Annotated in this window: 28 protein-coding genes; 22 read left to right on the forward strand and 6 right to left on the reverse strand. The window is 39.5% G+C overall.

The window, feature by feature from the left end:
• The first annotated feature begins 39 nt into the window (after positions 1–39).
• The 15 genes from ABVF21_RS00280 to ABVF21_RS00350 all read left to right on the forward strand — a co-directional run bounded on the left by ABVF21_RS00280 (position 40) and on the right by ABVF21_RS00350 (position 14,747).
• Positions 40–924: a 3-hydroxyacyl-CoA dehydrogenase family protein gene (locus ABVF21_RS00280; RefSeq protein WP_303533473.1), complete on the forward strand. Its 885-nt coding sequence runs from the start codon at positions 40–42 to the stop codon at positions 922–924.
• Entirely contained in the window at positions 924–1,700 is a 777-nt protein-coding gene (locus ABVF21_RS00285; RefSeq protein ID WP_371017226.1) for an enoyl-CoA hydratase, read from the forward strand. The genes ABVF21_RS00280 and ABVF21_RS00285 overlap by 1 nt, the downstream gene beginning before the upstream one ends.
• Positions 1,701–1,718: 18 nt before the next feature.
• Positions 1,719–2,123 (forward strand): acyl-CoA thioesterase, encoded by a 405-nt coding sequence (locus ABVF21_RS00290; protein WP_194221800.1) that lies wholly within the window; start codon positions 1,719–1,721, stop codon positions 2,121–2,123.
• 56 nt (positions 2,124–2,179) lie between these two features.
• Entirely contained in the window at positions 2,180–3,244 is a 1,065-nt protein-coding gene (locus ABVF21_RS00295; RefSeq protein ID WP_371017227.1) for a phosphotransferase family protein, read from the forward strand.
• An 8-nt stretch (positions 3,245–3,252) separates the two neighbouring features.
• On the forward strand, positions 3,253–4,005 hold the full coding sequence (locus tag ABVF21_RS00300) for a 2-phosphosulfolactate phosphatase (RefSeq protein WP_226613382.1): 753 nt from the start codon (positions 3,253–3,255) through the stop codon (positions 4,003–4,005).
• Entirely contained in the window at positions 3,986–5,734 is a 1,749-nt protein-coding gene (locus tag ABVF21_RS00305; protein WP_371017228.1) for an acyl-CoA dehydrogenase family protein, read from the forward strand. Before ABVF21_RS00300 ends, ABVF21_RS00305 begins: the two co-directional genes overlap by 20 nt.
• A 15-nt stretch (positions 5,735–5,749) precedes the next feature.
• Positions 5,750–6,520, forward strand: coding sequence for an SDR family NAD(P)-dependent oxidoreductase (locus ABVF21_RS00310; protein WP_371017229.1), 771 nt, complete (start codon positions 5,750–5,752; stop codon positions 6,518–6,520).
• Between the two features lie 22 nt (positions 6,521–6,542).
• A complete protein-coding gene (locus tag ABVF21_RS00315) occupies positions 6,543–7,334 on the forward strand; it encodes an enoyl-CoA hydratase/isomerase family protein (protein WP_303533461.1) in 792 nt (263 codons plus the stop codon).
• A 116-nt stretch (positions 7,335–7,450) separates the two neighbouring features.
• Positions 7,451–8,314: a branched-chain amino acid ABC transporter permease gene (locus ABVF21_RS00320; RefSeq protein ID WP_371017230.1), complete on the forward strand. Its 864-nt coding sequence runs from the start codon at positions 7,451–7,453 to the stop codon at positions 8,312–8,314.
• Positions 8,314–9,321, forward strand: a complete 1,008-nt coding sequence (locus tag ABVF21_RS00325; protein ID WP_303533456.1) for a branched-chain amino acid ABC transporter permease — start codon at positions 8,314–8,316, stop codon at positions 9,319–9,321. The genes ABVF21_RS00320 and ABVF21_RS00325 overlap by 1 nt, the downstream gene beginning before the upstream one ends.
• Entirely contained in the window at positions 9,321–10,100 is a 780-nt protein-coding gene (locus ABVF21_RS00330) for an ABC transporter ATP-binding protein (protein ID WP_371017231.1), read from the forward strand. The genes ABVF21_RS00325 and ABVF21_RS00330 overlap by 1 nt, the downstream gene beginning before the upstream one ends.
• Positions 10,078–10,785: an ABC transporter ATP-binding protein gene (locus ABVF21_RS00335; RefSeq protein WP_371017232.1), complete on the forward strand. Its 708-nt coding sequence runs from the start codon at positions 10,078–10,080 to the stop codon at positions 10,783–10,785. Before ABVF21_RS00330 ends, ABVF21_RS00335 begins: the two co-directional genes overlap by 23 nt.
• A 30-nt stretch (positions 10,786–10,815) precedes the next feature.
• Positions 10,816–12,054 carry an ABC transporter substrate-binding protein gene (locus ABVF21_RS00340; protein WP_303533450.1) on the forward strand — a complete coding sequence of 413 codons (1,239 nt, stop codon included), beginning with the start codon at positions 10,816–10,818 and terminating at the stop codon, positions 12,052–12,054.
• A 25-nt stretch (positions 12,055–12,079) separates the two neighbouring features.
• Positions 12,080–13,747 carry a long-chain fatty acid--CoA ligase gene (locus tag ABVF21_RS00345; protein WP_371017233.1) on the forward strand — a complete coding sequence of 556 codons (1,668 nt, stop codon included), beginning with the start codon at positions 12,080–12,082 and terminating at the stop codon, positions 13,745–13,747.
• Position 13,748: 1 nt separating this feature from the next.
• Positions 13,749–14,747 (forward strand): phosphotriesterase family protein, encoded by a 999-nt coding sequence (locus ABVF21_RS00350; RefSeq protein ID WP_303533446.1) that lies wholly within the window; start codon positions 13,749–13,751, stop codon positions 14,745–14,747.
• A 40-nt stretch (positions 14,748–14,787) separates the two neighbouring features.
• Here the strand turns inward: ABVF21_RS00350 and ABVF21_RS00355 are convergent, their stop codons facing one another.
• The gene (locus ABVF21_RS00355) at positions 14,788–15,708 is read right to left on the reverse strand and encodes a ketopantoate reductase family protein (protein WP_303533443.1); all 921 of its coding nucleotides are present in this window, start codon (positions 15,706–15,708) and stop codon (positions 14,788–14,790) included.
• 142 nt (positions 15,709–15,850) lie between these two features.
• Here ABVF21_RS00355 and ABVF21_RS00360 point away from each other — a divergent pair, with 142 nt between their 5' ends.
• Complete coding sequence (locus tag ABVF21_RS00360; protein WP_371017234.1) at positions 15,851–16,744, forward strand: hypothetical protein; 894 nt, start codon at positions 15,851–15,853, stop codon at positions 16,742–16,744.
• 66 nt (positions 16,745–16,810) lie between these two features.
• Entirely contained in the window at positions 16,811–17,752 is a 942-nt protein-coding gene (locus ABVF21_RS00365) for an NADP-dependent oxidoreductase (RefSeq protein WP_303533438.1), read from the forward strand.
• A 165-nt stretch (positions 17,753–17,917) separates the two neighbouring features.
• On the opposite strand, the gene ABVF21_RS00370 is transcribed toward ABVF21_RS00365, so the two are convergent.
• Both ABVF21_RS00370 and ABVF21_RS00375 read right to left on the reverse strand, forming a co-directional pair.
• Positions 17,918–19,285 (reverse strand): YjiH family protein, encoded by a 1,368-nt coding sequence (locus tag ABVF21_RS00370; protein ID WP_303533437.1) that lies wholly within the window; start codon positions 19,283–19,285, stop codon positions 17,918–17,920.
• A gap of 353 nt (positions 19,286–19,638) precedes the next feature.
• The gene (locus ABVF21_RS00375) at positions 19,639–19,857 is read right to left on the reverse strand and encodes a hypothetical protein (protein ID WP_303533435.1); all 219 of its coding nucleotides are present in this window, start codon (positions 19,855–19,857) and stop codon (positions 19,639–19,641) included.
• A 261-nt stretch (positions 19,858–20,118) separates the two neighbouring features.
• Here ABVF21_RS00375 and ABVF21_RS00380 point away from each other — a divergent pair, with 261 nt between their 5' ends.
• Positions 20,119–21,144, forward strand: coding sequence for a GNAT family N-acetyltransferase (locus tag ABVF21_RS00380; protein WP_303533434.1), 1,026 nt, complete (start codon positions 20,119–20,121; stop codon positions 21,142–21,144).
• Positions 21,145–21,174: 30 nt separating this feature from the next.
• The gene (locus tag ABVF21_RS00385) at positions 21,175–21,321 is read left to right on the forward strand and encodes a hypothetical protein (protein ID WP_303533432.1); all 147 of its coding nucleotides are present in this window, start codon (positions 21,175–21,177) and stop codon (positions 21,319–21,321) included.
• Positions 21,322–21,504: 183 nt separating this feature from the next.
• On the opposite strand, the gene cspD is transcribed toward ABVF21_RS00385, so the two are convergent.
• On the reverse strand, positions 21,505–21,705 hold the full coding sequence (gene cspD, locus ABVF21_RS00390) for a cold-shock protein CspD (protein ID WP_048309367.1): 201 nt from the start codon (positions 21,703–21,705) through the stop codon (positions 21,505–21,507).
• Positions 21,706–21,929: 224 nt separating this feature from the next.
• Positions 21,930–23,141, reverse strand: coding sequence for an MFS transporter (locus ABVF21_RS00395; protein ID WP_371017235.1), 1,212 nt, complete (start codon positions 23,139–23,141; stop codon positions 21,930–21,932).
• Between the two features lie 256 nt (positions 23,142–23,397).
• Between ABVF21_RS00395 and ABVF21_RS00400 the strand changes: the two genes are divergently transcribed.
• Both ABVF21_RS00400 and ABVF21_RS00405 read left to right on the forward strand, forming a co-directional pair.
• Positions 23,398–23,763 carry a hypothetical protein gene (locus ABVF21_RS00400; protein ID WP_371017236.1) on the forward strand — a complete coding sequence of 122 codons (366 nt, stop codon included), beginning with the start codon at positions 23,398–23,400 and terminating at the stop codon, positions 23,761–23,763.
• Positions 23,764–23,879: 116 nt separating this feature from the next.
• A complete protein-coding gene (locus ABVF21_RS00405) occupies positions 23,880–24,293 on the forward strand; it encodes a CoA-binding protein (RefSeq protein ID WP_303533424.1) in 414 nt (137 codons plus the stop codon).
• A gap of 20 nt (positions 24,294–24,313) precedes the next feature.
• On the opposite strand, the gene ABVF21_RS00410 is transcribed toward ABVF21_RS00405, so the two are convergent.
• Positions 24,314–24,961 (reverse strand): SIMPL domain-containing protein, encoded by a 648-nt coding sequence (locus tag ABVF21_RS00410; RefSeq protein WP_371017237.1) that lies wholly within the window; start codon positions 24,959–24,961, stop codon positions 24,314–24,316.
• A 126-nt stretch (positions 24,962–25,087) separates the two neighbouring features.
• Here ABVF21_RS00410 and ABVF21_RS00415 point away from each other — a divergent pair, with 126 nt between their 5' ends.
• The gene (locus ABVF21_RS00415) at positions 25,088–26,311 is read left to right on the forward strand and encodes an aminopeptidase (protein ID WP_371017588.1); all 1,224 of its coding nucleotides are present in this window, start codon (positions 25,088–25,090) and stop codon (positions 26,309–26,311) included.
• Positions 26,312–26,323: the final 12 nt, after the last annotated feature.

Here is a 26,323-nt window from a genome sequence, read left to right on the forward strand (position 1 = left end):
AAACATTCTAACCGGTTAGTTAATTAAGGAGGAAAAGGTATGAAAATCGATGAAGTCAAGAACATCACAGTATTGGGAGCAGGTTCAATGGGTCACCAAATTGGGATGCTTTGCGCACTTGGTGGCTATGAAACAACCATTCAAGATATCAATGAAAAAGCACTAAAAGAAGCTGGAGAAAAGCTTGAAGGAATTATGTCAAAGTGGGTTTCAAAAAGGAAGATAACCGAAGAACAAAAATCAGCAGCATTTGAACGCCTGCAATTCACGACTAGTCTTGAAGAAGCTGCTGTTCGAGCTGATTTTATCATTGAAGCAATTGTAGAGAAGTTAGATGTGAAACGAGAGGTATTTGAAAAGCTCGATCAACTAGCTGATCCGAATACAATTCTTGCTACGAATAGTTCAACGATTGTGAACTCGTTAATTGCGTCCGCAACGAATCGTAAAGATAAAGTTGTGAATATGCACTTTTTCTTCCCACCACTAGTGATGGATTGTGTGGAAGTTGTTATGAGCGATGCAACGTCGGAAGAAACAGCTAAGCTTACAATGGCTGTTTGTGAGCAAATTAATCGAACAGGTGTATTGTTAAAGAAAGAGATTTCCGGTTTTGTTGCGAATCGCATTCTTGGTGCCTTACAAAAAGAAGCGATGTATTTATATGAGGAGGGCATCGCTGATTTTGAAGATATTGACCTCATCTGTAGAAAAGCCTTAAATCATCCGATCGGTCCGTTTGAATTGATGGATTTATCAGGAATTGATGTAGGTTATTACGTGATGCAGCAACGCTATAATGAAACAGGTAATCCAGAGGATAAACCTTCAAAGGCGATAGAAGATAAAGTGAAAGCTGGAACATTAGGAAGAAAAACAGGTAAAGGCTGGTATGACTATACAAAAGAAGGAGTGAAGAATTAATGAAAATGGTAACGTATGAAATTCATGAGAAAACAGCGGTTGTGACGATTAATAATCCCCCTTTAAATGTGATGAGTAAGCAAGTATCTACAGAACTTTTTGAAGTATTTACAGAGTTAGAAGCCAATCAAGATGCTGTGGCAGTGATTTTAACAGGTGCTGGTAATAAAGCATTCATGGCTGGTGCAGATATTAAGGAATTTCCTGAGTGGATTGGACATACAGGGTTTAAAGATATCGTGATGGAAACTCATCAGGTATTAAACTATCTTGATCACTTTCCTAAGCCAACAATTGCGGTTCTTAATGGTTTAACATTCGGCGGTGGATGTGAACTTGCGATGACATGCGATATGCGTATTGCTGAAGAGCATGCTCAACTCGGACTTCCTGAAATAAAGCTAGGTCTTTTCCCAGGTGGTGGGGGAACTCAGCGGCTCCCTAGACTGATTGGAGAAGCAAAAGCAAAAGAAATGATGTTTACAGGAGAACCGATTTCTGCAGAAGAAGCCGATCGATATGGCCTAGTAAATCACGTTGTACTGTCGGGCCAGGGAATGGCTTATGCGCAGGGCCTAGCTGCCAAAATAACCGGACAATCCCTACAGGCTTTATCACGAATTAAGCACGCTGTGAATAAAGGAGCTCATCTTCCAATTGAATCAGCTGTTGAGCTTGAGGCGGAATTGTTCGAGGAAGTTTTCCAAACAGATGACATTAAAGAAGGCGTTCAAGCATTTATCGAAAAGAGAAAACCTGCTTTTACTCATAAGTAATAGAAAAGAGGAATCGATATGAGCGTTCATACAAGTGTGAGAGTAAGATTTTGTGAAACGGATGCGCTTGGCCATGTTAATAACACAAGCTACTTTATATACCTCGAGGAAGCACGTGTACAATTTTTTGATTATCTAGGTAAACGTTCTGGAACAGATGATTGGCCATTTATTCTCGTTTCTACGAAATGTGATTTTCTAAAACAAGCTTATTTTAAACAGTCACTTCATGTAGAAACGACTGTTAAGCGAATTGGCACAAAAAGCTTTACACTCATGCACTATATAAAGGATACGGAGAGTGATGGTGTAGTAGCTGAAGGTGAAGCGACTGTCGTCTATTATGATTTTAAGAAACAAGTAAGCGAAGTTATACCGGATGAATTGCGAAGTAAGCTTGAGGAATCTTATCAACTGCTATAAGCGTGGTGTTTTTTAAGGGTAAATGACTGAATATTACGTAATCAGGAGAGTGGCGTATGACCTATTCACACGATACGATACCTGTCCGAGATGGAGAACAGCTCGATCTAAATAAACTAGAGAGGTTTATTAAGGAAAACATTGAACCTCTGAGTGATGATCCTCTCATAGTTGAACAGTTTGGAACAGGTCACTCAAATTTGACGTATCAACTATCGATTGGTGAGTGGGAAGCAGTTCTCAGAAGACCGCCTCTTGGTCCAGTTGCTCCAAAAGCGCATGACATGGAACGAGAGTATACGATTTTAAGAGAATTACATCCCGTTTTCCCACTAGCACCAAAACCATACATCTATAATGAAACTTTACTTGATGCCCCATTCTTTCTTATGGAAAGAAGAAGGGGAATTGTGCTTGACACCTCGTTTCCTGATGGCGTTCAACCTACTGAAGAGTTGTGCAGAAGGATCTCAGAAACGATGGTAGATACGCTAGTTGATTTGCACAGTGTTGATTATCAGAAGACAAATTTAAGTAAAGTAACTCACCCTGATGGTTTCATGGAACGTCAGGTGCACGGCTGGATCAAACGATATAACCGCTCGAAAACAGATGATATTCCTGGTATTGATGAATTGACGACATGGATGGCTTCGAATATCCCTAAATCACAAAGCCCTACTGTGATTCACTACGACTATAAATTAAACAATGCGATGTTTGATCAGGAAGACTATAGCAAAATGGTAGGTTTATTCGATTGGGAAATGACAACTGTTGGTGATCCTCTGGCTGATCTTGGTGCCGCAATGGGGTACTGGTTGCAACAAGATGACCCAGAAATCTTAAAAAAGGGCATGGGTAAAGCACCGGTAACTGTTATGAATGGATTTATGACGAGAGAAGAATTTATTGCGTCTTATGCTACTAAATCAGGGCGTGATGTCTCGCAAATGAACTTCTATTTAACATTTGCTTATTTCAAACTTGCTGTCATTTGTCAGCAAATCTATTATCGCTGGAAAATGGGTCAAACATCGGATGAACGCTTTCGTCATCTTAATCAGTTTGTAGCGAGTTTAATTGCACATGCTCGTGACAATGCCAAAGTAAAGCGTTAGGAGTTCATATGGGAAAAATACATGTCGTTTTAAAAAAGGAAGATATTGATCAGGCAAAAATTAGTGAAGAAAAAATTGCGGTTGTGCTTGATATTCTTCTAGCAACATCAACCATAACCTCAGCACTTGAATTTGGTGCAGAACGGGTTATTCCTGTTCTAGATCAACACGAAGCATTGCAAGAAGCGAAAACGTTACCTGAAGGAAGTTATTTGCTTTCAGGTGAGTATGAAGGGCGAACAATTGAAGGGTTTCTAGATCCTAATCCATTGCAATTAAAGAAAGCTGTTAAAGGAAAAACGTTAATTTTATCAACTACAAATGGAACCGTAGCAATTAAACGAACGAGAGAAGCTAAACGAGTGTATGTGGCTTCATTACTGAACGGTCATGCCATTGCAAAAAAGCTCAATGATAGTCACCGAGAGGAAACGATTGTGATTGTTTGCTCGGGTTCATCAGGCGAATTTGCCTTGGAGGACTTCTACGGTGCTGGATATCTTATACATCAAATGCTTACTACTCACGATTGGGAGCTTACTGATTCCTCACGTGCTGCTGTTTCATTTTATGAAGGTAGTTCGAAAAGCGGTGAGGACGTGTTACTTTCCTCGCGAGTCGGTGAAATGATTAAGAGGTACGGATTTGAAGAAGAAGTAAGTTTTGTTGCTTCCGAAGGGATTTTCTCAATCGTCCCTTATGTGAAGGCGCAAAAAACGGTGGTTCGAGAGGAGGTTCATCATGACACAAACCAAGTCTAGTCATTCTGGTGCGGATTTTATGTTTCAACATTCTAGTTCAGAAGATATATTCACACCAGAAGATTTTACCGATGAACATAAAATGATTGCAAAAACAGCTCACCAGTTTATTACTAAAGAGGTTGAACCGCATAGAGATTCGATTGAAAATCAACAGTTTGACAAGGTTGTAACTTTGATAAAAAAAGCTGGTGATCTTGGTCTTCTCGGTCATAGCATTCCTGAGAAATATGGTGGTCTTGGACTAGATAAAGTTTCAAAAGGGATCGTAGGAGAAGTGGTTGGCCGGACAGGTAGTTATGGCGTCGCTCAATCCAACCACACCTGCATCGCTACGCTTCCAATTACACATTTTGGAACGAAGGAACAAAAGAATCACTATTTACCGAAACTCGCTTCAGGCGAATACATTGGTGCTTACTGTTTAACTGAACCTAACGCAGGCTCTGATGCCCTTGCATCCCAAACAACGGCTATTTTAAATGAGGAAGGCACTCATTATATTTTAAATGGGACAAAGCTTTATATCACGAATGCGGTCTTTTCAGATACTTTTATTATTTATGCCAAAATAGAAGGAAAGCACTTCTCGGCATTTATCGTAGAAAAGAATTTTCCAGGTATTTCTCTTGGGCCAGAAGAAAAGAAGATGGGTATAAAAGGATCATCGACAAGATCGGTTATTTTAGAAGATTGCCTAGTTCCAATTGATAACCTTCTTGGTGATAAAGGGAAAGGTCACGTTATTGCTCTTAATGTCTTGAATTTGGGAAGGTTTAATCTGGGATCTGCTTGTACTGGAGGAGCAAAACATGCTCTAGGACTGGCGTTACAACATACAAGTGAGCGTAAACAATTTGGTCGAACCATTGCCGGTTTTTCAGCTACTCAAGAAAAAGTAGCGATGATGATGGCTAAAATTTATGCTTCAGAATCACTACAATATCGGACAGCCTCTCTACTTGAAGGTGTGATGGAAGGTTTATATGACGAAGAAGACCACAGGATTGTTGGAAAGCAAATGATGGAGTATGCCGTGGAGTGCGCTATTTGTAAAGTATTTGGATCTGAAACGCTCGATCAAGTTGTTGATGAGTCATTACAACTTCATGGCGGGGCAGGATTTATTCAGGAATACCCAATTGAGCAGATGTACCGCGATTCCAGAATCAACCGAATTTTTGAAGGAACGAATGAAGTAAATCGTTTGTTAATACCAGGAAATTTATTTAAGAAAGCGATGAAAGGCGAAATTCTTCTTGAAGAGCACATTGAAAAAGCGAAGCAGGCATTAATGCAGGCGAACAATCGTTTATTAAATGAAGAAGCGGCTATTCAAAGCATACGAAATGTATTTCTTGTATGTGCAGGTGTAGCCTACAAAGAGCATGGTAAAGAACTGATGGAGCATCAAGAATCCCTTATGAAGCTTGCGAATATAGCGATTATGCTTTATGCAAGTGAGGCTGCAGTTCTCCGAGCATTTAAGAAGGATGAATCAGCCGGTGATTTGAAGCAGATGCTAGCTAGAACTTTCCTTGAAGAAGCTCTTTTGCAAGTAGAAACGTCGGCTCGCAAACTGGTTATGAGCGTACTCTCTCAAGATGAAAAGGAACAAACATTAGGATTAATTATTCAAGAACTTTCGAAATATGACTTTGGAAGTTCGCTAGAACGAAATCGACTAATTGCAAAACAAAGCTACAATAAATTAAAGTACGAAGTTTAGAAAGCGGTGAAAGAAATGGGAAGGTTTTCAGGACGAACGGCAGTGATAACCGGGGGTGGCAGCGGAATCGGAGCCATGACTGCAAAGCGGATAGCGAGTGAAGGAGGAACGGTTATTCTTGTTGGCCGTACAGAGGCTAAGCTGTTGCAAACGGCTAACGAGCTTAAAGAACTTGAAGGAAAAGTTCTTACTTTTGTAGCTGACGTAACAAAGCAGGAACAAATTGATCACCTAACAACATTCGTTAAAGAAAGTACTGAAACTCTTCATGTATTAATTAATAATGCTGGAGGGTCTCAAGGTTCCCCCATTCTTGAAATGACGGAAGAAAATTGGGATCATGCACAAAATGTGAATTTAAAAAGTGTTTTTCTCGTTTCGAAGGCGCTGGGGAAATTAATGCTAGAAACCGCAAAGAAAGAGGAAGAAATAGTAGATTTCTCTATCGTGAATGTAGCCTCGTTATCAGGGCATAAGGCTGGTGCACAAATTCCTCATTATAGTGCAGCGAAAGCAGCCGTTATTAATTTTACAAGAGCACTGGCGGTAGAACTTTCCCCATACATTCGAGTGAATTCAGTTTCCCCTGGATTTGTTGAAACTCCGTTAACAGAAGAAGGTTTGAAGAATGAAAGGTTTGAGGCGTCAATTAAGCGAAATACCGCTTTGAATCGAGTGGGACAGGCTGAAGAAATTGCAAACGTTATTTCATTTGCTGCTTCAACTGAAGCGAGTTATATGACTGGATCTGATCTATTAGTCGACGGTGGCTGGCTCATCGTATAAATAATAAGGAGAGTGTTTAAAAATGGAAACAACAGTAAAAACGGATCATCTTAAAGTAAATGTGCATGGTGCTGTGCTTCATCTTACACTTAATCGACCTGAAGCGCTAAATGCGTTTAGTCCCGAAATGATCTTAGGACTAACAAAAGCGATTCAAGATGCGAAAGAAAACGACGACATTCGAGTTGTTATGCTTTCAGGTGCCGGCCGTTCTTTCAGTGCCGGTGGTGATGTAAAAACGATGGGGGATACTTCTTCAACAGAAGTTTATGAACATATTGGTAAGTTAAATGAACTGGTTCTTACGATGAGGGACCTTGAGAAGCCGATTATTTCAGTTATTCATGGTTTTGCTGCTGGAGCAGGATTTAATCTAGCGCTCGCTAGTGACATTATTCTAGCAGCAGAAGATAGTAGTTTCGTATTAAGTTTCTCTCAGGTCGGATTAATTTCAGATGGTGGGGGACTATCTTTCCTTCCGCGTTTAATCGGTCCTTATAAGGCGAAAGAGCTTTTCTTCTCTGCCCAGCCTATTACTGCAAAAGAAGCGAAACGATTAAATATTGTAAATCAAACTTATCCTTTAGCTAGCTTAGAGGAAGAAGCAATGGCATATGCTGATAAGCTTTCTAGAGGTCCTGGTAAAGCATATGGTTTTATTAAAAAGATTGCCGATGCTTCACTCACTTCATCTTTATCTGAAGTGCTTGAACAAGAACGTATTACTCAGGCTTTAATGGTAACGACAGAAGATCACAAAGAAGGCGCAAATGCGTTTAAAGAAAAACGTGCTCCTCAATTTAAAGGTAAATAAACTTGTTAATCTGGATTGAAGATTTCTTCAATCCAGATTAATTCCCACATCTTGAATCCTCTTCATAAGTCCGCCGTCCCCTTAGTCTGGATCCTATCTAATAGAGGAGGAATAACATGGAGCTCCTTTTCCAGCAGATTTTTAACGGACTTACAATTGGAAGCGTTTACACGCTTGTTGCCCTTGGTTTAACACTGGTTTTCGGTATTTTACATGTTCCCAATTTTGCTCATGGTGCTTTTTATATGGTGGGTGCTTACGTTACTTTAATGATGATGGTAGGTTTTGGTTTTTACTATTGGATCGCTATCATTGCATCGATTGCTGTCGTTGCTCTTCTTGGAGTAGTGACTCAACAGCTTATTTTCAAAAAGTTAGAAGGCGCTGATGGGATGAGAATGATGGTTGCGGCCATTGGTATCCTTCTTTTTCTAGAAGCATTTGGTCAATTTATGTGGGGAACAGAATACCACAGAATGGACACCCCATATGGTTCTGTCGTTAACTTATTCGGTTTAACGGTAACTCTGCAAAGACTCTTAATTATCGTGGCAGCCGTGATCCTTATGCTTGCGCTTCATTTTTTCTTAACCAAAACAATGATTGGGGCAGCTATTATTGCCATGGCTCAAAATCGAGAAGGGGCCTTTCTAGTAGGAATTAATGCAAATCAGGTAGCATGGCTCACGTTCGCGATTGCTGGTGGTTTAGCGGCTGCAGCAGCTTCACTTGCTTCGCCAATTAATCTCGTATTCCCTACGATGGGAAACCTCGTCATCATGAAAGCATTTGTCATCATCATCATTGGCGGAATGGGGAGTATCCCTGGTGCCATACTTGGAGGTTATTTACTTGGATTAACGGAGAGCATTGGAGCAACGTACATATCCTCTGACTATAAAGATGTGATTGCGTTTCTCTTACTCGTTGTGATTCTCACAGCCAAGCCGACCGGGTTGTTTACTAAGGGGGTTCAGTAATGCTAAATGTTCTTTCAAAACGAACCCTTTTACTTTTGATAGCGTGTGTTGCTGTTCTTTTTCCGCTAGTTTTCCCAAATATGTATGTGCTGCAATTACTAACACTTGTGTTTATTTGGTCCATTGCAGTCTACGGTTTTAACATCATTTCGGGCTATGTGGGTTATTTATCTCTCGCTCATGCAGGATTTTTTGCAATAGGAGCATATGGACTTGGATTACTGACGACAAAAGCTGGAATGCCTTATTGGATGGCTTTATTTCTTGCTGTCGCGATCACCTCTATAGCAGGCGCTATTGTCGGTGTGGTTGCTCTTCGGACGAAATCACATTTCTTTGCTATTTACACGATGTGTGTAGGCGTTATTATCTATCTCCTAATAGATAAATGGGATAGTTTAACTGGAGGAGTGCGAGGGTTAATTGGAATTCCCGCTCCTGGGAGTATCGGTCCCATCACTTTTGATACGTTAACATCTCAGTATTATCTGGCTCTATTTTTTCTATCATTTACGATTTTTCTTTGTTATCGCATCGTACATTCATTACTTGGTAGGACATTTATTGCGATCCGAAATAGTGAAGAGCTTGCGAAAACGATTGGTATTTCTATCATGAAAAATCAGTTGCTTGCTTTTACCCTATCAGCATTATTTGCTGGATTATCTGGGGCTTTGTACGCGTCTTTTATTCGGTTTATCGGACCACAAATCTCAGCTATTACCGTTACGTTCGAGATGTTGATGTACCTTCTTGTGGGAGGGATTGGAACTCTAGCAGGTCCGATTGTTGGCACTCTCATTGTCATCTCTCTTACGCAATCATTGCAGTTTCTTGAAGAGTATCGAATGCTCATTTTCGGTCCTGTAGTTGTTTTATTAGTCTTATACTACCCTCGTGGAATATCAGGTAGTATTCAAGCGTATATGCAAAAAAAGCGGCAGAAAAAGGTGGAAACCGCTAAGGAAGAGCGTGATGTTAAAAGGAACGTTGGGGAGGCAGGCTAATGTTTTTTTCAACGGAGGGAATCACGAAGCGCTTCGGGGGACTAGCGGCAGTTGAAGATGTGAATGTGTCTATAGAAAAAGGGACCATTACAGCAATCATTGGACCTAACGGCGCCGGGAAGTCAACTTTTTTTAACTTGATTAGTGGGATACACCCACTGACATCTGGAAGAATTAATTTCAAAGGAAAAGAGATTACAAAGTTACCTCCACAGCAAATTGCAAGACTAGGAATAGGAAGAACTTTTCAAACAACAAACTTATTTGAACAATCGACTGTTCTAGATAATGTGCTAATCGGCCATAGGCTTCGTACCAAATCCGGAATATGGGATGCGCTTTTCCGTACGAAAAGAGAAAAAGATGAAGAAAAAAAGTCCTACGAAAAGGCATTAGAAGCGCTAAAGTTTGTTGAAATGATGCATGTTGTTGAACATCCTGTATCTCTTATATCACAGGAAGAAAAAAAGAGACTCGCATTTGCTCTAGCTTTAGCGACTGATCCTGAAATGGTTCTTCTTGATGAACCAGCTGCCGGAGTGAATCCAGATGAAACAGATGGACTTGCGTATTTAATGAGGAAGATGGCTGACCACGGCATTACGGTTTGTCTTATTGAGCATAAGATGCCGATGATTATGAGTCTAGCAGATCAGATTGTGGTCTTGAACCACGGGAAGAAAATTGCAGAAGGGCGACCAGAGGAAATTCGCCAAAATGAAGCTGTGATTCAAGCTTATCTAGGGGGTACAGCTCATGCTCCAGCTATCCACAATTAATGTCAACTACGGTGCATCGAACGTTCTTCACCAGATTTCCTTAAATGTTCACGAAGGAGAAACGGTTGTTTTACTTGGAGCTAACGGGGCAGGTAAGAGCACTATATTTAGAACGATCAGTGGTTTGATGAAACCAGTATCTGGTGATGTTCTGTTTATGGATCGCAAGGTAACGGGAAAACCGCCTCACTCTCTTGTGAAGGAAGGCATAGTCCAGTGTCCTGAAGGGAGAAAGTTATTTCCACAAATGTCTGTCTATGAAAATCTGAAGATGGGTAGTTATGTTCATCGAAAGCATCGAAAGGAAATGGAAAATCAGTTAAAGGAGGTGTATTCTCTTTTTCCTATTTTATTCGATAAGCGCCATCAAGCAGCTGGATCTCTAAGTGGTGGTCAACAGCAGATGCTTGCCATTGGTCGCGCATTAATGGCCAAGCCGAAAGTCCTTCTCCTTGATGAACCATCATTAGGTCTAGCGCCATTGATCGTTGAGCAAATGTTCCACATTATCGAGGATATCAATGAGCAGGGAACAACGATTCTGTTGGCAGAGCAGAATGCAAATGCAGCACTCCAGATTTCTGATCGGGGTTATGTCATTGAGAGTGGCAAAATTGTACTAGAAGGAAGCAAGGAAGAACTTTTGTCTAATGATGAGATTCGAAAAGCTTATATTGGAGCATAATTGGAATCGATTAGTATAGGGGGGATAGCGATGAAAATTGGGAAAAAGCTTTTTGTATTTATGATGGTGTTAATTGGACTGATGGTTGTGGGCGGTTGTGCGGCGGGATCCGTTAGTAACTCCAGTAATTCAGAAGGATCTTCTAATGAAAATAAATCAAAAGACACTAGTACAAATGCAGATGCAACATCTTCTGCAGAGAACACGGTCAACATTGGGTTTAGTGGCCCACTAAGTGGACCTGCAGCATATTATGGGGAAAATACGTTGAGCGGATTAGAAATGGCCGTAGATGAGATTAATCAAGAAGGTTTCGAAGTGAATGGCAAACAATATGGCATTAACCTTGTGACACTAGACGATCAATATCTACCGAATGAAACAGGTACAAATGCAAGAAGACTTGTACAAGAAAATGATACGCCAATTATTTTTGTTCCTCATAGTGGAGGCGTATTCGCTACTCAAGTATTTAACGAACAAGAAGACTTTCTTATTGCAGCCTATACGAGTGAACCGAAAATTATGGAACAAAATAATTCGCTGACATTAGGGGTTCCGCCAGCTTACAATGCTTATCCTGAGCCTTTTACAGACTATCAAATGGAGCGATTTGGAAAGAAAATAGCTCTTCTGCCTACTTCCTCTCAATATGGTAAAGATTGGACAGAAGCATTAAAGCCGGTATGGGAAGAAAATGGGGGAGAAGTTGTATTTGAAGGCTCTATTGATTTTAGTAAGGATACAGATTTCTTCTCCATCGTGACAAAAGCATTAAGCAACAATCCTGATGTAATGTTTGTAGGAGGACCTTCTCAGCCTACAGCGCTCGTGATTAAACAAGCAAGAGAGCTTGGTTTTGAGGGCGGTTTCATGCTGATGGATCAGTCAAAAATCGAAGAAATTGAGCCAGTACTAGGCGGGCTTGATCAGTTAGAAGGTACGATAGGTGCTCTTCCAATTATTGATAGTGATGCTCCAGGGGCTGAGAATTTTATTCGTCAATACAAAGAACGATTCGAGCGGATTCCAACTGCTGAAGGTGCTTTTAACTATCAAGCGATGCATGTCATCGTAAATGCGATGAAAGAAGCCGGGTCAGTTGACGATCCAGCCAAAATCATGGAAAGCATGGATGCAGGTGTTCAATCACTTCCCGACGAGCAAATGGTTTGGCATTTAACTGGCATTTATAACGGTGGTGCATTTGACTGGAAACCAGCTATCGGAGCTGTTGAAGACGGAAAAGTAGTTAAGATAGAAAATTAAGTGGACTTGAAAGGGGATCGAAAAAATGCAAACAAATCATTTTAAATTCTGGCCTAAACGAGTACCATATTCACTTACCGTTCCTGAAACGACAATCTATGATAACCTCGTTGTTTCGGCCAAAAGATATCCGAATAAAGAAGCAATAATTTATTACGGAGCAACACTAACATACAAAGAGCTACTAACGGAAGTTGATCGTACGGCTGCTTTTCTTGAGCAGTTGAAGGTCACTGAGGGTGAAAACGTTCTTCTTTTCATGCAGAACTCTGCACAGTTTGTCATTTCCTATTATGCGATCCTAAGAGCGAATGCTGTCGTTGTTCCCATTAATCCAATGTTAACAGCAGAGGAACTCTCTTTCTATATTAAGGATTGCGATATTAAAACCGCAATCGTAGGTCAGGAGCTCTATGAAAAGGTAGAACCTCTAGTAGGGGCAACCACACTTACTAATGTTATCACGGCAGCTTATTCTCACTATGCCGGTAACGAAAGCGATATACCAGCAGAAGTTTCACTAGAAGCTAGAAGAGTGGACAAGGCGAATCATAATACGTGGGAAGATGTAGTCAATCACCAATATTCACCTGGAGAATATGTAAGATCTATTCATGACGTTGCGGTCATGCCCTATACATCTGGTACAACGGGTCTTCCAAAAGGATGCATTCATCCAAACCGCACGCTTCAAGCAAATGCTGTAGGAGCATCTCAATGGATGAATATCACAGCAGATGGCATGCATCTTGTAACGCTACCTTTATTTCATGTGACAGGTATGCTCCATAGCATGCATGCTCCCATTTATAGCGGGGCTCCAATGGTAGTCATGACACGTTGGGATCGGGATTTGGCTGCTAAATTTATTGAAAAATATGAGGTTGCTAACTGGGTTAATATTAGTACAATGCTGATTGATTTTCTATCAAACCCTAATCTACCAAACTATTCAATTTCATCACTAAAAATACTAGCTGGGGGCGGTGCTCCTTTACCAGCAGCTGTTGGGGAGAAATTATATAACTTAACAGGCTTACGATTTATAGAAGGGTATGGTTTATCTGAAACGATATCTCACACTCATTTCAATCCACCTGATTTTCCAAAACTTCAATGCTTAGGCGTTCCTTCATTCGACGTGGATGCTCGTGTAATCGATCCTAATACAATGAAAGAGCTTGGACCAGGTGAGCCAGGTGAAATCGTAGTGAACGGCCCGCAAGTGTTTGATGGATACTATAATCGAGAGGATGAAAATCGCAATTCGTTTATAGACCTTGATGGGAAGTCTTTCTTCCGAACGGGTGATATAGGACGCTATGATGAAGAAGGATACTTTTTTATGATTGATCGCGTAAAGCGAATGGTCAATGCTTCGGGTTTTAAAGTGTGGCCAACAGAAGTCGAGTCAATCTTATATAAGCACCCAGCTGTTCAGCAAGCTTGCGTTGTCGGTGTTCCTGATCCTCGTCGAGGTGAAACAGTTAAAGCTTTTGTCATTCTAAACGAGGGTGATAAAGGAAAAGTCACGGAAGAAGAGATTATCGAATGGTCCAAAGAACAAATGGCAGCTTATAAATATCCAAGAATGATTGAGTTTATGGATGCATTTCCAACTACGAGTAGTGGAAAGATTTTATGGAGAAAACTCCAGGATAACGAGCGTCAAAAAGCAGAAGGAGTGAAATAATATGGGGAAAACAGTAGAAACAGTGACGGGTCCAATTCCGGTAGAGCAGCTCGGGAAAACGCTAGTTCATGAGCATTTTGCATTTGGTTATCCTGGTTTTAGTGGGGATGTTTCTCTTGGAGCATTTGATTTTCAAGAAGCACTTCAGGTAGGTATATCAGTTGCCGAAAGTGTCATGGCACACGGTGTGAAAACGGTAGTGGATCCTACGCCGAACGAGTGTGGTAGAAATCCGGAACTTCTTCGAACAATATCAACTGAAACAGGACTACAAATAATTTGTGCGACCGGATACTACTATGAAGGGGAAGGTGCGACCCCTTATTTCAAATTTAGACAGGGTCTTGGAACGGCAGAAGAAGATATTTATGAGATGTTTAGCAAGGAAATTTCGGATGGGATTGGAACAACTGGAATTAAACCAGGGGTTATTAAACTAGCCTCTAGTAAAGATCAAATTACAGATTATGAAATGATGTTTTTTAAAGCCGCTGCACGTGTCCATAAAGAAACGGGCATTTCAATTTTAACGCATACACAAGAGGGGACAATGGGGCCTGAGCAAGCACAGCTTTTGATTGAAGAAGGTGTCCACCCACAATCCATCATCATTGGTCATATGTGTGGAAATACAGATGCTGCTTATCATTTGAAGACTTTAGAAATGGGGGTAAATATCGGTTTTGACCGCTTTGGCATACAGGGACTCGTTGGTGCTCCTTATGATAAAGAACGTCTTATTACGTTAATTGGATTATTGAATAGCGGATTTGAAAACCAAATCATGCTATCACATGATACCGTAAACTATTGGATGGGGCGCCCACCAGTTCTTCCAGAGGCAGTGGAAAAAATCATGGCTAATTGGCAACCAGCGTATATTTTTGAAGAAATCATTCCTAAATTGAAGGCAGCTGGAATATCCGACGAAACGTTGACGATTTTATTTGAAGAAAATCCAAAGAAATTATTTTCCTCAGAAGCAAAAGTAAAAGCATAAGAAAAAGCGAGGATTCATCCTCGCTTTTTCTTATGCTGGTTTATTTTTTTTGAATTTCGTACGGTTTTATTAAACGATAAAGCGTTTCTGTATAAGGAAGTTTCAGCTTTACCTGCTCAGCAAGACGAAGCGCCCCTCCTTGAAGATGCTCGACTTCTAGCTTGTTCTTTTTTCTTTTATCTTGATGCATGGAAGAAGTCGCTTCGTAAGGAAGGGATTGGAATGACTTCATGCGGCGATCAATATCTTCTTGATTGATGTGTATGTCATACTGTGATGCAAGTGTTCTGATCTCATTCATCACATTTTCAACTAGTTTGAGGGTTTCGGGTACATCTCTTATGATGCCCGTGTGAAAATCCCCAGCCGTAGTTACACCAGACATCGCTGAAATGAACATATACTTTTTCCACATCTCTTCTTCGATGTTTGAAGTTAATTGAGAATTAAAATTCGCATGCTCATTCATTTTGCTTATTGAAGCACAGATCTTTTCTTGGGAAGGGTGGAGCGGACCGAAGATTAGGTCATGTAGTTCACTCGTATGTTGTACGTGCCCGTGGTCATCAAGAGTAGCAATAATATATGATAATCCACCGAGTACTGATTCTTCCCCGAGTTCATCTTTGAGGATGGAAATATGTTCAATTCCATTTAGTATAGGAAGAACCTTTGCTCCTTTCGCAACAAACTCTTTGAGAACTGGAAGACTATCTTCAAGGTGATACCCTTTAACGCCCAGAAGAACAAGGTCAACCGAAGATACTTCAGACGCATTTGTGATGAGTTTAGGAGAGCGCATCTTCGTATTACCTTTTACACTTATTACTTGCAACCCCTCTTGTTCAATTTGCGCTTTTCTTCCTTCACGAACATAAAAGGAGACGTTTTCCCCAGTTTCAGACCATCTTAACCCGAAATATGTACCAAGTGCACCAGCACCAAAAATAATAATATTCATAAGCATCCTCCTTGTCGAAATCTTCTTTCTAATAACACTCTACTTATTCTTACAAATAAATTCAAGTAGGGATAAAAGGAAATGACAACGTTGTCCAGAAATTAGCTATAAGTGACCGAAAAGGTAGAAAGGGTTGATTAATGTGAAGATATTATCACAAGACCGTTTTGAAGCAGCATGTTCCTTTGTACGTAATCATGCGAGGCCGGTTGATCGAGAGTATTATGCTTTTTGGAAAGGAAATGGCGACAAAGAAAGTGTGCTCAAAGAACTGGAAGAATTCCGAAATAAAGATGGGGGATTTGGGAACAATCTTGAACCTGATTTTCGCCTGAAAGAGTCTTCTCCTATGGCCACCTCAGTTGCTTTTCAATACATGAGTCAGCTTGACCTCGATTCTGATCACCCGTTTGTTAAGGATGGTCTTCACTATTTGAGAAGTACATATCAAGTTGATAAGCAGAGTTGGCAAGCTGTACCTCATTCAGTGAATTCAGTGCCACACGCTCCGTGGTGGAAGGTAACGGAAGGAGAAGTCACTTATTCTGCCAATCCCGATGCAGAAATTGTAGGGTATTTTTTACACTATGGGAGTAATTATCCGATCACTTCAAAATCATTGGCTAAAGTGATGAATCACCTGGATAGCCTAAATGAATACGAAATTCACGAGGTACAGTGCTATCTTCGTTTAGCTCAGTTAGCTGGTGGTGAGATCAACAAAAAAATTCACGAGAAAATTAAGCAGAAATTGCCATATATCATAGATCGTCCTGAAAAATGGGATCATTATGGTGTACAGCCCGTTGTTCTTGTTGAGTCTGATCAATCCCCTTTTGCTAAAGAGCTCAATCAAGAGCTTCAAGTGAATTTGGATTATTTAATTCAAAAACAACTTTCTAATGGCAGTTGGGAACCAAGTTGGTCATGGGGACAATACGAAGACAGTTGGGAAGGCGCAAAAAAAGAATGGCAGGGATTTTTAACAGTTCAGAACTTAATAACACTCTCTAAATTCGGACGTATTGAAAGTTAGTCTGTTTAGAATGAGGGATATAACGGGAACATAGTAGAGAATCAATGATTGAGAGGAGTTTCTACTATGAAAGCAGTTGTTATTGAACAGTATGGAGGAAAAGATCAGTTAGTTGAAAAAGAGGTAGCCTCACCTTCTCCAGGAGAAAACCAGGTTGTTGTAGAGAGTTATGCAACGTCGATCAATCCAATTGATTGGAAATTGAGGGAAGGCTACTTGAAAGAAATGCTCCCTTTTCAATTTCCAATTATCCTTGGTTGGGATATTGCAGGTGTCATAAAAGAAGTAGGCTCAGCCGTAGAAGGTTTCAAAGAAGGAGATCGAGTATTTGCAAGACCCGCAACAACTGCAAATGGTACATATGCAGAAGAAGTCGTGGTAGATGATCATTTGCTTGCCTTCATTCCAGATAATATTTCATATGAAGAAGCAGCATCGGTTCCGCTTGTAGGTTTAACCGCATGGCAGTGCTTAATTGATTTCGCTGATCTTCAAAAAGATGAAAAGGTGTTAATTCATGCTGGGTCCGGTGGTGTCGGTAGTTTTGCCATCCAGCTTGCAAAACACAAAGGGGCATATGTTGCGACAACAGCGAGTGGCAAAAACGAAGCCTATCTAAAGTCACTTGGAGCAGATCGAGTTATTAATTATCGTGAAGAGGACTTTTCAGAAGAATTAGAAGAATATGATGTAGTTCTTGATACGATGGGTGGCGAAATTCAAGAAAAAAGCTTTACAGTTCTCCGTGGTGGAGGTCGATTGGTTTCGATTGTAGGAGAGCCTGATAAAGAGAAAGCGAAGGAAAAAGGTGTTCGCTCAGGAAACGTATGGCTTGAACCAAATGGAGAACAATTAAAAGAAATTTCTTCATTAATGGAAAACGGTCATATTAAAGCGACGATCGGTCACCGTTTCCCATTTAGTCAAGAAGGCATTCAGGAAGCACACGAACTAAGTGAATCACATCATGCTAAAGGAAAAATTGTTATTTTGTTTGATAAAGAATAAAAAAACGCGGCTAATATGCCGCTGTTTTTTTACGCAAATTAAAAATTTCATATACCGTATTTATAATAAAAAAATATAAAAATGCTATTTAAAAGTATCAATTATATAAATAATAGCAAGAAACAAAATAAAAAATCCGGAACTATTTGTCCCGGATTTACTAATTTAGAAAATAATATGTGCCATGACTACGATAATAGGTAAAGAAATAATCGTACGTTCAATGAAAATAATAAATAGGTCAATAAATCGTACAGGAACTTTTGATCCTAAGAGCAAGCCACCAACTTCAGACATATAAATTAGCTGAGTAACAGACAGACTAGCGATAACAAAGCGAGTAAGGTCGCTTTCGATATCTGCACCAATTATGGCTGGTAAGAACATATCTGCAAAACCTATTACCATAGTTTGAGCTGCTTCAGCAGCTTCAGGAACTTGCATTAAATTTAGAATAGGAACGAACGGAGCACCAAGATAACTGAATAGTGGTGTTGTTTCAGCAATAATTAAAGCAATGGTCCCGATCGCCATAACAATTGGAATAACGCCCATCCACATGTCGAGTACATTTTGAAATCCGCCTTTGATAACGTTCGAGGCACGATTATCTACCGCTGTTCTTGTTGCTTGGATTACTCCCCACTGAAAACGAGATTTGCCTTCAGGTATCGTATCATCAGGAGCATCTGCTTCTGTTTCGTAAGTAGTATCGGGTTTCCTTGAGAGGGGTGGGATTCTCGGCATAATAACAGCTGCCACAATTCCAGCTAATACGATCGTTAAATAATATTGTAAGAAGTATTCCTCAAGTTTCATTTGTTGCAGTACAACAATACTGAAAGTGATCGATACTACCGAGAATGTTGTGCCAATGACGGCTGCTTCTCGTTTCGTATAATAACCATCTTCATATTGTTTACTCGTTAAAAGAACACCGATTGTACCATCACCCATCCACGAAGCAAGACAATCAATTGAAGAACGACCTGGTAGAGTGAAAATCGGACGCATTATTTTCGTAAGAAGGGTCCCGCAAAATTCCAACAAACCGAAGTTTAGTAGAAGAGGTAAGAAAAGCCCTGCAAATAAAAATACAGAAAAAAGAATAGGAATGAGATCATTTAGTAATAATCCTCCAGTTGCGTCTGACCAAACCCATTCTGGACCAATTTTAAATAGTGTTAATATCGCGAAAATCATACCCAGAATACGAGCAAGTAACCAAATACCTGATACTTGTAATAGACTCGTCAGGAAAGAACTCTTCGTAATCCAATCAGGTTTAGCTACTACTGCTAGGAAACTAAGTACTGCTGTAATTGTAATAACAATGGTCATAATTGCGGGAAGAGAGAAAGGGATAGCTGTCCCAAATAGGCCCTGGAGCCAACCAGCTAGTTTTGCTATTGGAATCGTAACACCTTCATCATTTGGTATGGGAATCATGAATAAGAAAATACCAATGAGAGATGGGATAATAAATTTTAATAATCCTTCTGAAGTTACTTTTCTTTGATGAGTACTGTTCACGTAGTGTCACCTCTGTCGTTTTGCAACGGATTTTCTATCAACTAAAACGTATTTTTATAAAAACATAGTTATGAATATAACATATCAACCCCCTTTATGTAACATGAAAATACAAACTCTTGAATAGAAAAAGTGTTCAGAAAAGAGCGACCAATTGCATTATATCTTGAAAACGCTCACAATAAAAGAGTGAAACAGATATATATAATGCTTCTTTCAAATTAATCAGCCTTAAACTTGAGAAATGAACGATCATATGTAACTATTCCAAAATAAAAAGACAGGGATCAGCTGATCCTTGTCTTTGACAAATTTATCTATTGATTTATTTGCTTTATATAGTCAATGAACGTTTATACGTATTTTGGAGGATTGTCAAATTCATAATGTTCTTCAAAAGTTGAGCCAAAGAAACAGGATGCACATTTGCGATAGCCTTTTTGTCTAAGAAAAACGAGAAGTTCTTCTTCATGGTTGGCTTCTGAACGATCTTTGATCGGCGTCTCGGGTAAATGACACTCATCACCAGCGTAGGCGGTCCTATGGACAATTTGTTTTTGGTGGTCAATCATGTATTTTCCCATATATGTTTATCAAGTTCCATCTCTAATAAGTTCCTATAAGTGTAACATACTCATCTTGATATTGATACAACCTAAACTTACTAGTATACCCTAAATAGGGGAGAAGTATTACTCTTTATGCGTATTTTTTTATTTTTTTTTAGAATAATCATCAATCAGGCATTCACTCTAGTGTAAAAAGTACCGATAGTAGTATGGTTAGGGGTTTGCATCAGTTATAGAATGAAGCGTGTAATGGAGGTTGAAAAGATGAATTTCATTATCAAACATGATGAGTTAAGTATTCGTTATCTTCAAGAAGGGGATGAACTTTTTCTATTAAAGTGGTTAACAGATCAACAAGTTCTTGCTTATTACGAAGGAAGAGACCGGCCATATACAAGAGAAAAAGTTTTGGAAGATTTTTTTATAGAAGACGATGAAGTAAGATGCCTTGTGTTGTTTCATAATATTCCGATCGGATACATACAGTTTTATTTGTTAGCAGAGGTAGAGAGGATCAAGCTCCCTGATCATTCATATGGAATGGACCAGTTTATCGGGGAAACCTCATATTGGAATAAAAATATTGGGAAAAAGCTCATTCAATCAGTTGTGTATTATATTGAAAGAACTTTAAAAGGTTCTCTTGTTGTTATGGATCCACAGCACTGGAATAAGAGAGCGATACGGTGTTATCAGCAGGTGGGTTTTGCGAATTTAGGTATCCTTCCTAAACATGAATTGCATGAAGGTTCTTGGAACGACTGCATCCTAATGGCTTATGATTTTGCTGGATACCGTATTTTGCCCATTAATCATTGTAATAGAGAGACGTTGTCCCGATTGTTTGTTCAATTGTGGGGCAGCACAGAAATGGTGATCTCTACCGGAACGTATATATTACATGAATTAGATGGATTCATAGCTTATGATTCAGATGGAGAGATAATAGGTGTTGCAACCTATCGATTGTATGAAGATCACGTTGAAATCATTTCACTTGATAGTTTGATTGAAAAGGAAGGGATTGGCGGTCGGTTATTGATGAGAATAGAGCTTGTGGCAGTCGAGAATGGATGTTCCGAAATGAAGGTGATCACAACCAACGATAACCTTAGCGCTTTTGAATTTTATCAGCGAAAGAGATACAGAATGAAAGGAGTTGCTAGGGGAGCGGTTGATTTAGCTCGTCAAGTAAAGCCTGAGATTCCATTAACTGGCCATCAAAACATACCAATTCATGACGAAATACTCCTTAGTAAAAAGCTCTCTTCTAATAAGCATCGTAATTGATAAGACTTTGATTGAAAGGGCGAGTGAGGATTGGAAATAAAACGAGTGGAAAATAACCGATTATCAGAAGAAGTTCTTGAAGAATGGGACACTAAATTTGTGTCCGATAATGATCTTTTATTCTTTGGAAATAAACCGACGAAATTCACAGCTGTTATGAGTTTCTTTCCTCTTTAGAATCGAATGGATATAAAAAAGTGAGTAGTCGAAATACCGTGCATTCTGAGGGTGTGCTTGTTTGGTTCAACAATAACATGCTTGTTCATAACGTATTGGATGATTGGTCTAATAAAGGATTTAATCATTTATAGAAAATAAACAAGCCCCGGACGAAAGATCGTCAGGGGCTTGTAAAGCGATTTATGCTTTTGTTACGTTAGCTGCTTGTGGTCCGCGGTTACCTTCTACGATTTCGAAGTTAACTTCTTGGCCTTCGTCAAGTGTTTTGAAACCTTCACCATTGATTGCAGAGAAGTGTACGAATACGTCGTCTCCACCTTCAACTTCGATGAAACCGAAACCTTTTTCAGCGTTGAACCATTTTACTTTACCGTTTTGCATAAAAAATTGCCTCCTAATGTACCTCATCGTACATAATTTAAAATTCACCATTTACCATTGTAATACGTTTACATTAAAAAACTGCAGCTTTTTAAGAGGATTTAACTTTGTTACCCTCTTTCGAAGCTACAGCTAATTTAAATCCTAAATATATTAATAGTAAAATGGTTTAAATATATAATAGCATCGCCTCTTATAAATTGCAAACCATTCTGGAAATTTATTTACCGATTTATTAGACTGGATCCCAGTTTTGCTCGCCTTTTATTGATTTGAACTGGAAGAGTTGATCCTATCAGTGCGACAATGGCTGATCCGATGAGAATACCCTGAATGCCGCTGGTTGCAAACAATGTTAATAATGTGAAGACAACTAAATCAAATACAGAATCTAATATGGATAGCAAAGAGATCGTAGTTGCTCTTATGTGAGAAGGGATGAGGTCATTACTCAACTTGGAATAAATCGGATATCTAATGGCGCCTACCCATCTTAAAAACAAGACGACAAACAAAATAACCCAGAGCTGATTCTGAAAAATTGCAGCGACGACTAGCCCGCATGCTGAAAGAAAACCAGAAAAGTACATAAGCACCCTATAAGAGAAATTCCTATGAAGCATATTGATACTTCTAGATGAAAAGAATGCAAGTAATGCACCAACAGCATAAATAGGCCCAATGATGTAGACAGGCAGACCAGCATTAATCATCAATGGCTGATCAAATTTTTGAAACACCGCAACGGTAGGAATGAAGACGAGCGTAAAGTTTAGGAACAGGAATAACAGTTGAGGTGCTTTCTTAATCACCTGAATCCCTTCAATTACATTTTGTAAAGATGTCCCTTTAACTTCTACCTTGCCTGATGGTTCATGGATGAATAGCAGGAGAATGAATTCAATAATATAAGAAATGATGCTGAAGAGAATAAGTAGCTGAAATTGTTCGCTCTGTAAATCTTTAGCAAGAAATGATCCAACTAGAACAGCAATCATCATAGCTATAAATCCCGCTGATTGAATTTTCCCCATGACTTCATCCATTTTGTGATGGTTTTTATCTTTCTTTAATGACTCATAAATTAATGCTTCGTCTGCACCAGAAAAAAAGGTGACCGATAATCCATTTAAGATGCTAAACAGCATAAACATTGTTAAGCTATCTGCCATTAAAAGAATGCCGATACTGCTTATCTTGATGATGGATCCTATTAGAAATGCATTTCTAGCTCCATATGCATCCGCGAAAACTCCTGTTGGGATTTCACCGATAAAGACAGCGCCGCTCCAGCACATCAAAATGATGAGGATATCAGCTTCATTTAATCCGTTTTTTACATAAAAAAGCGTAAGAACCGGTTGCAAGAAACTGATGGTACCAAAAAAGTTCACCCAGAATAAAAGGGTAAGATTTCGTGTTGAATGAGATGACATGTTCCTCCAACTTTCAATGTAAGTTCCGATAATAGAAAGATAGGAGGGGGTACAGTTAAATTAAAGTCATACGTCCCTCCCGTTTGATGAGATCAATCGTAGGATTTTTGACATATTGAAATCTCCCTTCAGTTAATTAAGAAAATTATAACAAATAGATAAAATAGAAGCGAGGCTACTAAGAAGCAAAATATGTAAATCTAGAGCAGGTTGGATAAAGAAATAGACCACTTACGCAAAAATGACGAAAGAAGAATTGATCGCAGAAATTCAACCAGAGTTGCCGGAACTATTCTGTAAATGGGAGAATGATATTCAATCAGCTTTGTTGGATCATGATACAAGTCCTGATTTGTATCGTGCTGTCGGTAGCGAGATTCGCAACATGGTTTCTAGTGCCAATCAATTAGACAAATTCAATTTCCCAAATCTTCCTCTTACTGTCATTGGAAGAGATGGAGAACGTGCTTCCAAACAGCAGATAAAAGCAGGGACTCCTGCAAATGAAGCTGTCACTTTTGAGAAAGTTTGGGAGGAACTAATTTTCGAACAAGCGCAACTCGCTAGTGGTTCACGATACATAAAGGCAAAAGATGCGGGGGATAATATTCCTTATGACTGAGCTTGTAATAAAAGAGATGTCTTGGCTCTCACAAGAGCTTTGAGCGAAATAGTTTTTCTCTGCTCATACATCTTCTATAATAGAGATATACCATAAATTGCAAAGGGGAGAACTACATGGCAATTGAAAACCCGACTCGAGAAGAAATCGGCAAGATCCTAAAAACAAATAAGCGAATTGCCGTCGTTGGTTTATCAAATAATCCAGGGCGTACTTCATTTATGGTCTCGCAGGCCATGATGGATGCAGGTTATGAAATCATCCCGGTTAATCCAACAATTGATGAAGCGCTCGGCAAAAAAGCGGTAGATTCATTGAAAGATATTAAAGGTCACGTAGACATCGTGAATGTATTTAGAAGAAGCGAATTTCTTCCTGATATTATGAAAGAAACCGTGGAAATTGGTGCGGACGTTTTCTGGGCACAGCTTGGCGTAATGAATGAAGAAGCTTATGAATATGGGAAAAAGCATAATATGAAAATGATTATGGATCGCTGCATTAAAGTTGAACATGCGATGACAAAATAGGGCGTTGATACGCCCTGTTTTTATGAGGTAAGAAGAAAAATTAATGTCACCTGCGCACTTATTGTTAATTGACCAGGTTGTATTTGCGTACTTTGCATTTCGCTAAACATGCGAGGTGATGGTGCTGCAGAACCAGTTTCAATGATTCGGTGTGGTGTATTTGGTAGAGAGATGTGGAGAGACTGAGCGATTGTTTGAGCCTTTTGATTGGCTTTTTCCATAGCGGCACGTAACGCTTTCTGATAGTAAACATCAGGTTCTTTTATCTCAAAACGAATATCTGAGACGACATTTGCGCCAGAATTTACCGCAACGTCAATGACTGCTCCTGCTTTCTTCACTGGCTCAACTGTAACTGTCAGCATGTGTGTAACTTTGTATCCGAGAAAGATTTTCGTGTTGTCATCATATCGGACGTTTTCTTCGATCCTGTAATCAGACGTTTGAATGCTTTCTGTCGGTATTCCGATTGATCGCAATGACCATACAATCGCAGCGATTATTTCTGCGTTTTCTTCTTGAGCTTCTGTAACTTGCTTAGAAGTTGTGGTAGCACCTGTAATAATAGTGGCGATATTAGGAGTTGCACTCACTTCACCCGTTCCAAATACCGTTATGGTATTGTCGCATTGACACTCACTATTTATACTTACATTCGATTTTGTCATTTTTCACACTTCTTTCTATTAGTCTAAACAAATCATTGCGATTAAGAGGACAGAAAGCTTCTCTTTTGTTAAAATTTTAGTAGTCGTTTCGATACTAAGGAGGAATGCATGTTGCCAGAAAAAATCATGTTAGAAAAGTATGCAGAACTTGCTCTTAAACGAGGAGTAAATTTACAAAATGATCAAATGCTAGTTGTAAACGCTTCTATTGAAGGAGCTGATTTCGCACGAATCGTCGTAAAAAAAGCCTACGAAATAGGCGCTAAGACTGTACATATCAATTGGAGCGACGATGATCTTGACCGTTTATGGTATGAAAACGCAGCCCAGGATGTGCTTGAAAACGTACCGGAATGGCGTGTGAAAATGTTTGATCATTTCGCAAGTGAAGGGGCAGCGATACTATCAATCCGCTCTACAAACCCTGATCTACTAAAAGGAATTGAATCTTCTCGTATCTCAGCATCGAATAAAGCGAGCGGAGAAGCGATGAAGAACTTCCGTAAATACACGATGAATGACAAAATTACGTGGTCAATTGTAGCTATTCCAAATAATGAATGGGCAAAAAAAATCTTCCCTGATTCATCAGAGGAACAAGCTGTTGAAAAGCTCTGGGATCAAATCTTCAAAATTACTCGTGTTGATCAAGAAAATCCAGTAGCAGCCTGGAATGAACATAATGCCACTCTTGCAAAAGCAAGAAAAGTCTTGAATGACAGACATTATAAAAAGCTCGTCTATAAGGCTCCAGGGACGGATCTTGAAATTGAATTGCCTGAAGGGCATATTTGGAAAGGTGGTTCATCTGTTTCTGAGCAGGGCATCGAATTTAATGCTAACATGCCAACAGAAGAAGTGTTTACGTTACCACACAAATATGGCGTGAATGGTACCGTTTCAAGTACAAAGCCACTAAGCTATGGTGGTAACTTAATCAATGATTTCTCACTTACTTTTAAAGAAGGTAAAGTGGTAGACTTCTCTGCAAAAGAAGGATATGAAACCCTTGAGAATTTATTGAACATGGATGAAGGCTCTCGTCGACTCGGTGAAGTCGCCATTGTGCCACATCAATCTCCTATCTCTCAATCAGGACTTATTTTCTTTAATACCCTGTATGATGAGAATGCTTCCTGCCATCTTGCTCTGGGTAAAGCTTATCCAAGCAGCGTAAAAGGTGGAGCTAACATGGACGATGAAGCATTAGATCAAAATGGGGTAAATAACAGCGTAACTCATGTTGATTTTATGATGGGTTCTGGAGAACTCGATATTGATGGTGTGAAGGAAGATGGATCTACAGAAGCGATTTTCCGTGATGGAAATTGGGCAATTGATGTGAACTAACGAAAAAAACGC

Origin of the sequence: Pseudalkalibacillus sp. JSM 102089, assembly GCF_041366475.1 — a bacterium.
In the GTDB taxonomy this organism is placed as follows: Bacteria; Bacillota; Bacilli; order Bacillales; family Guptibacillaceae; genus Guptibacillus; species Guptibacillus hwajinpoensis_B.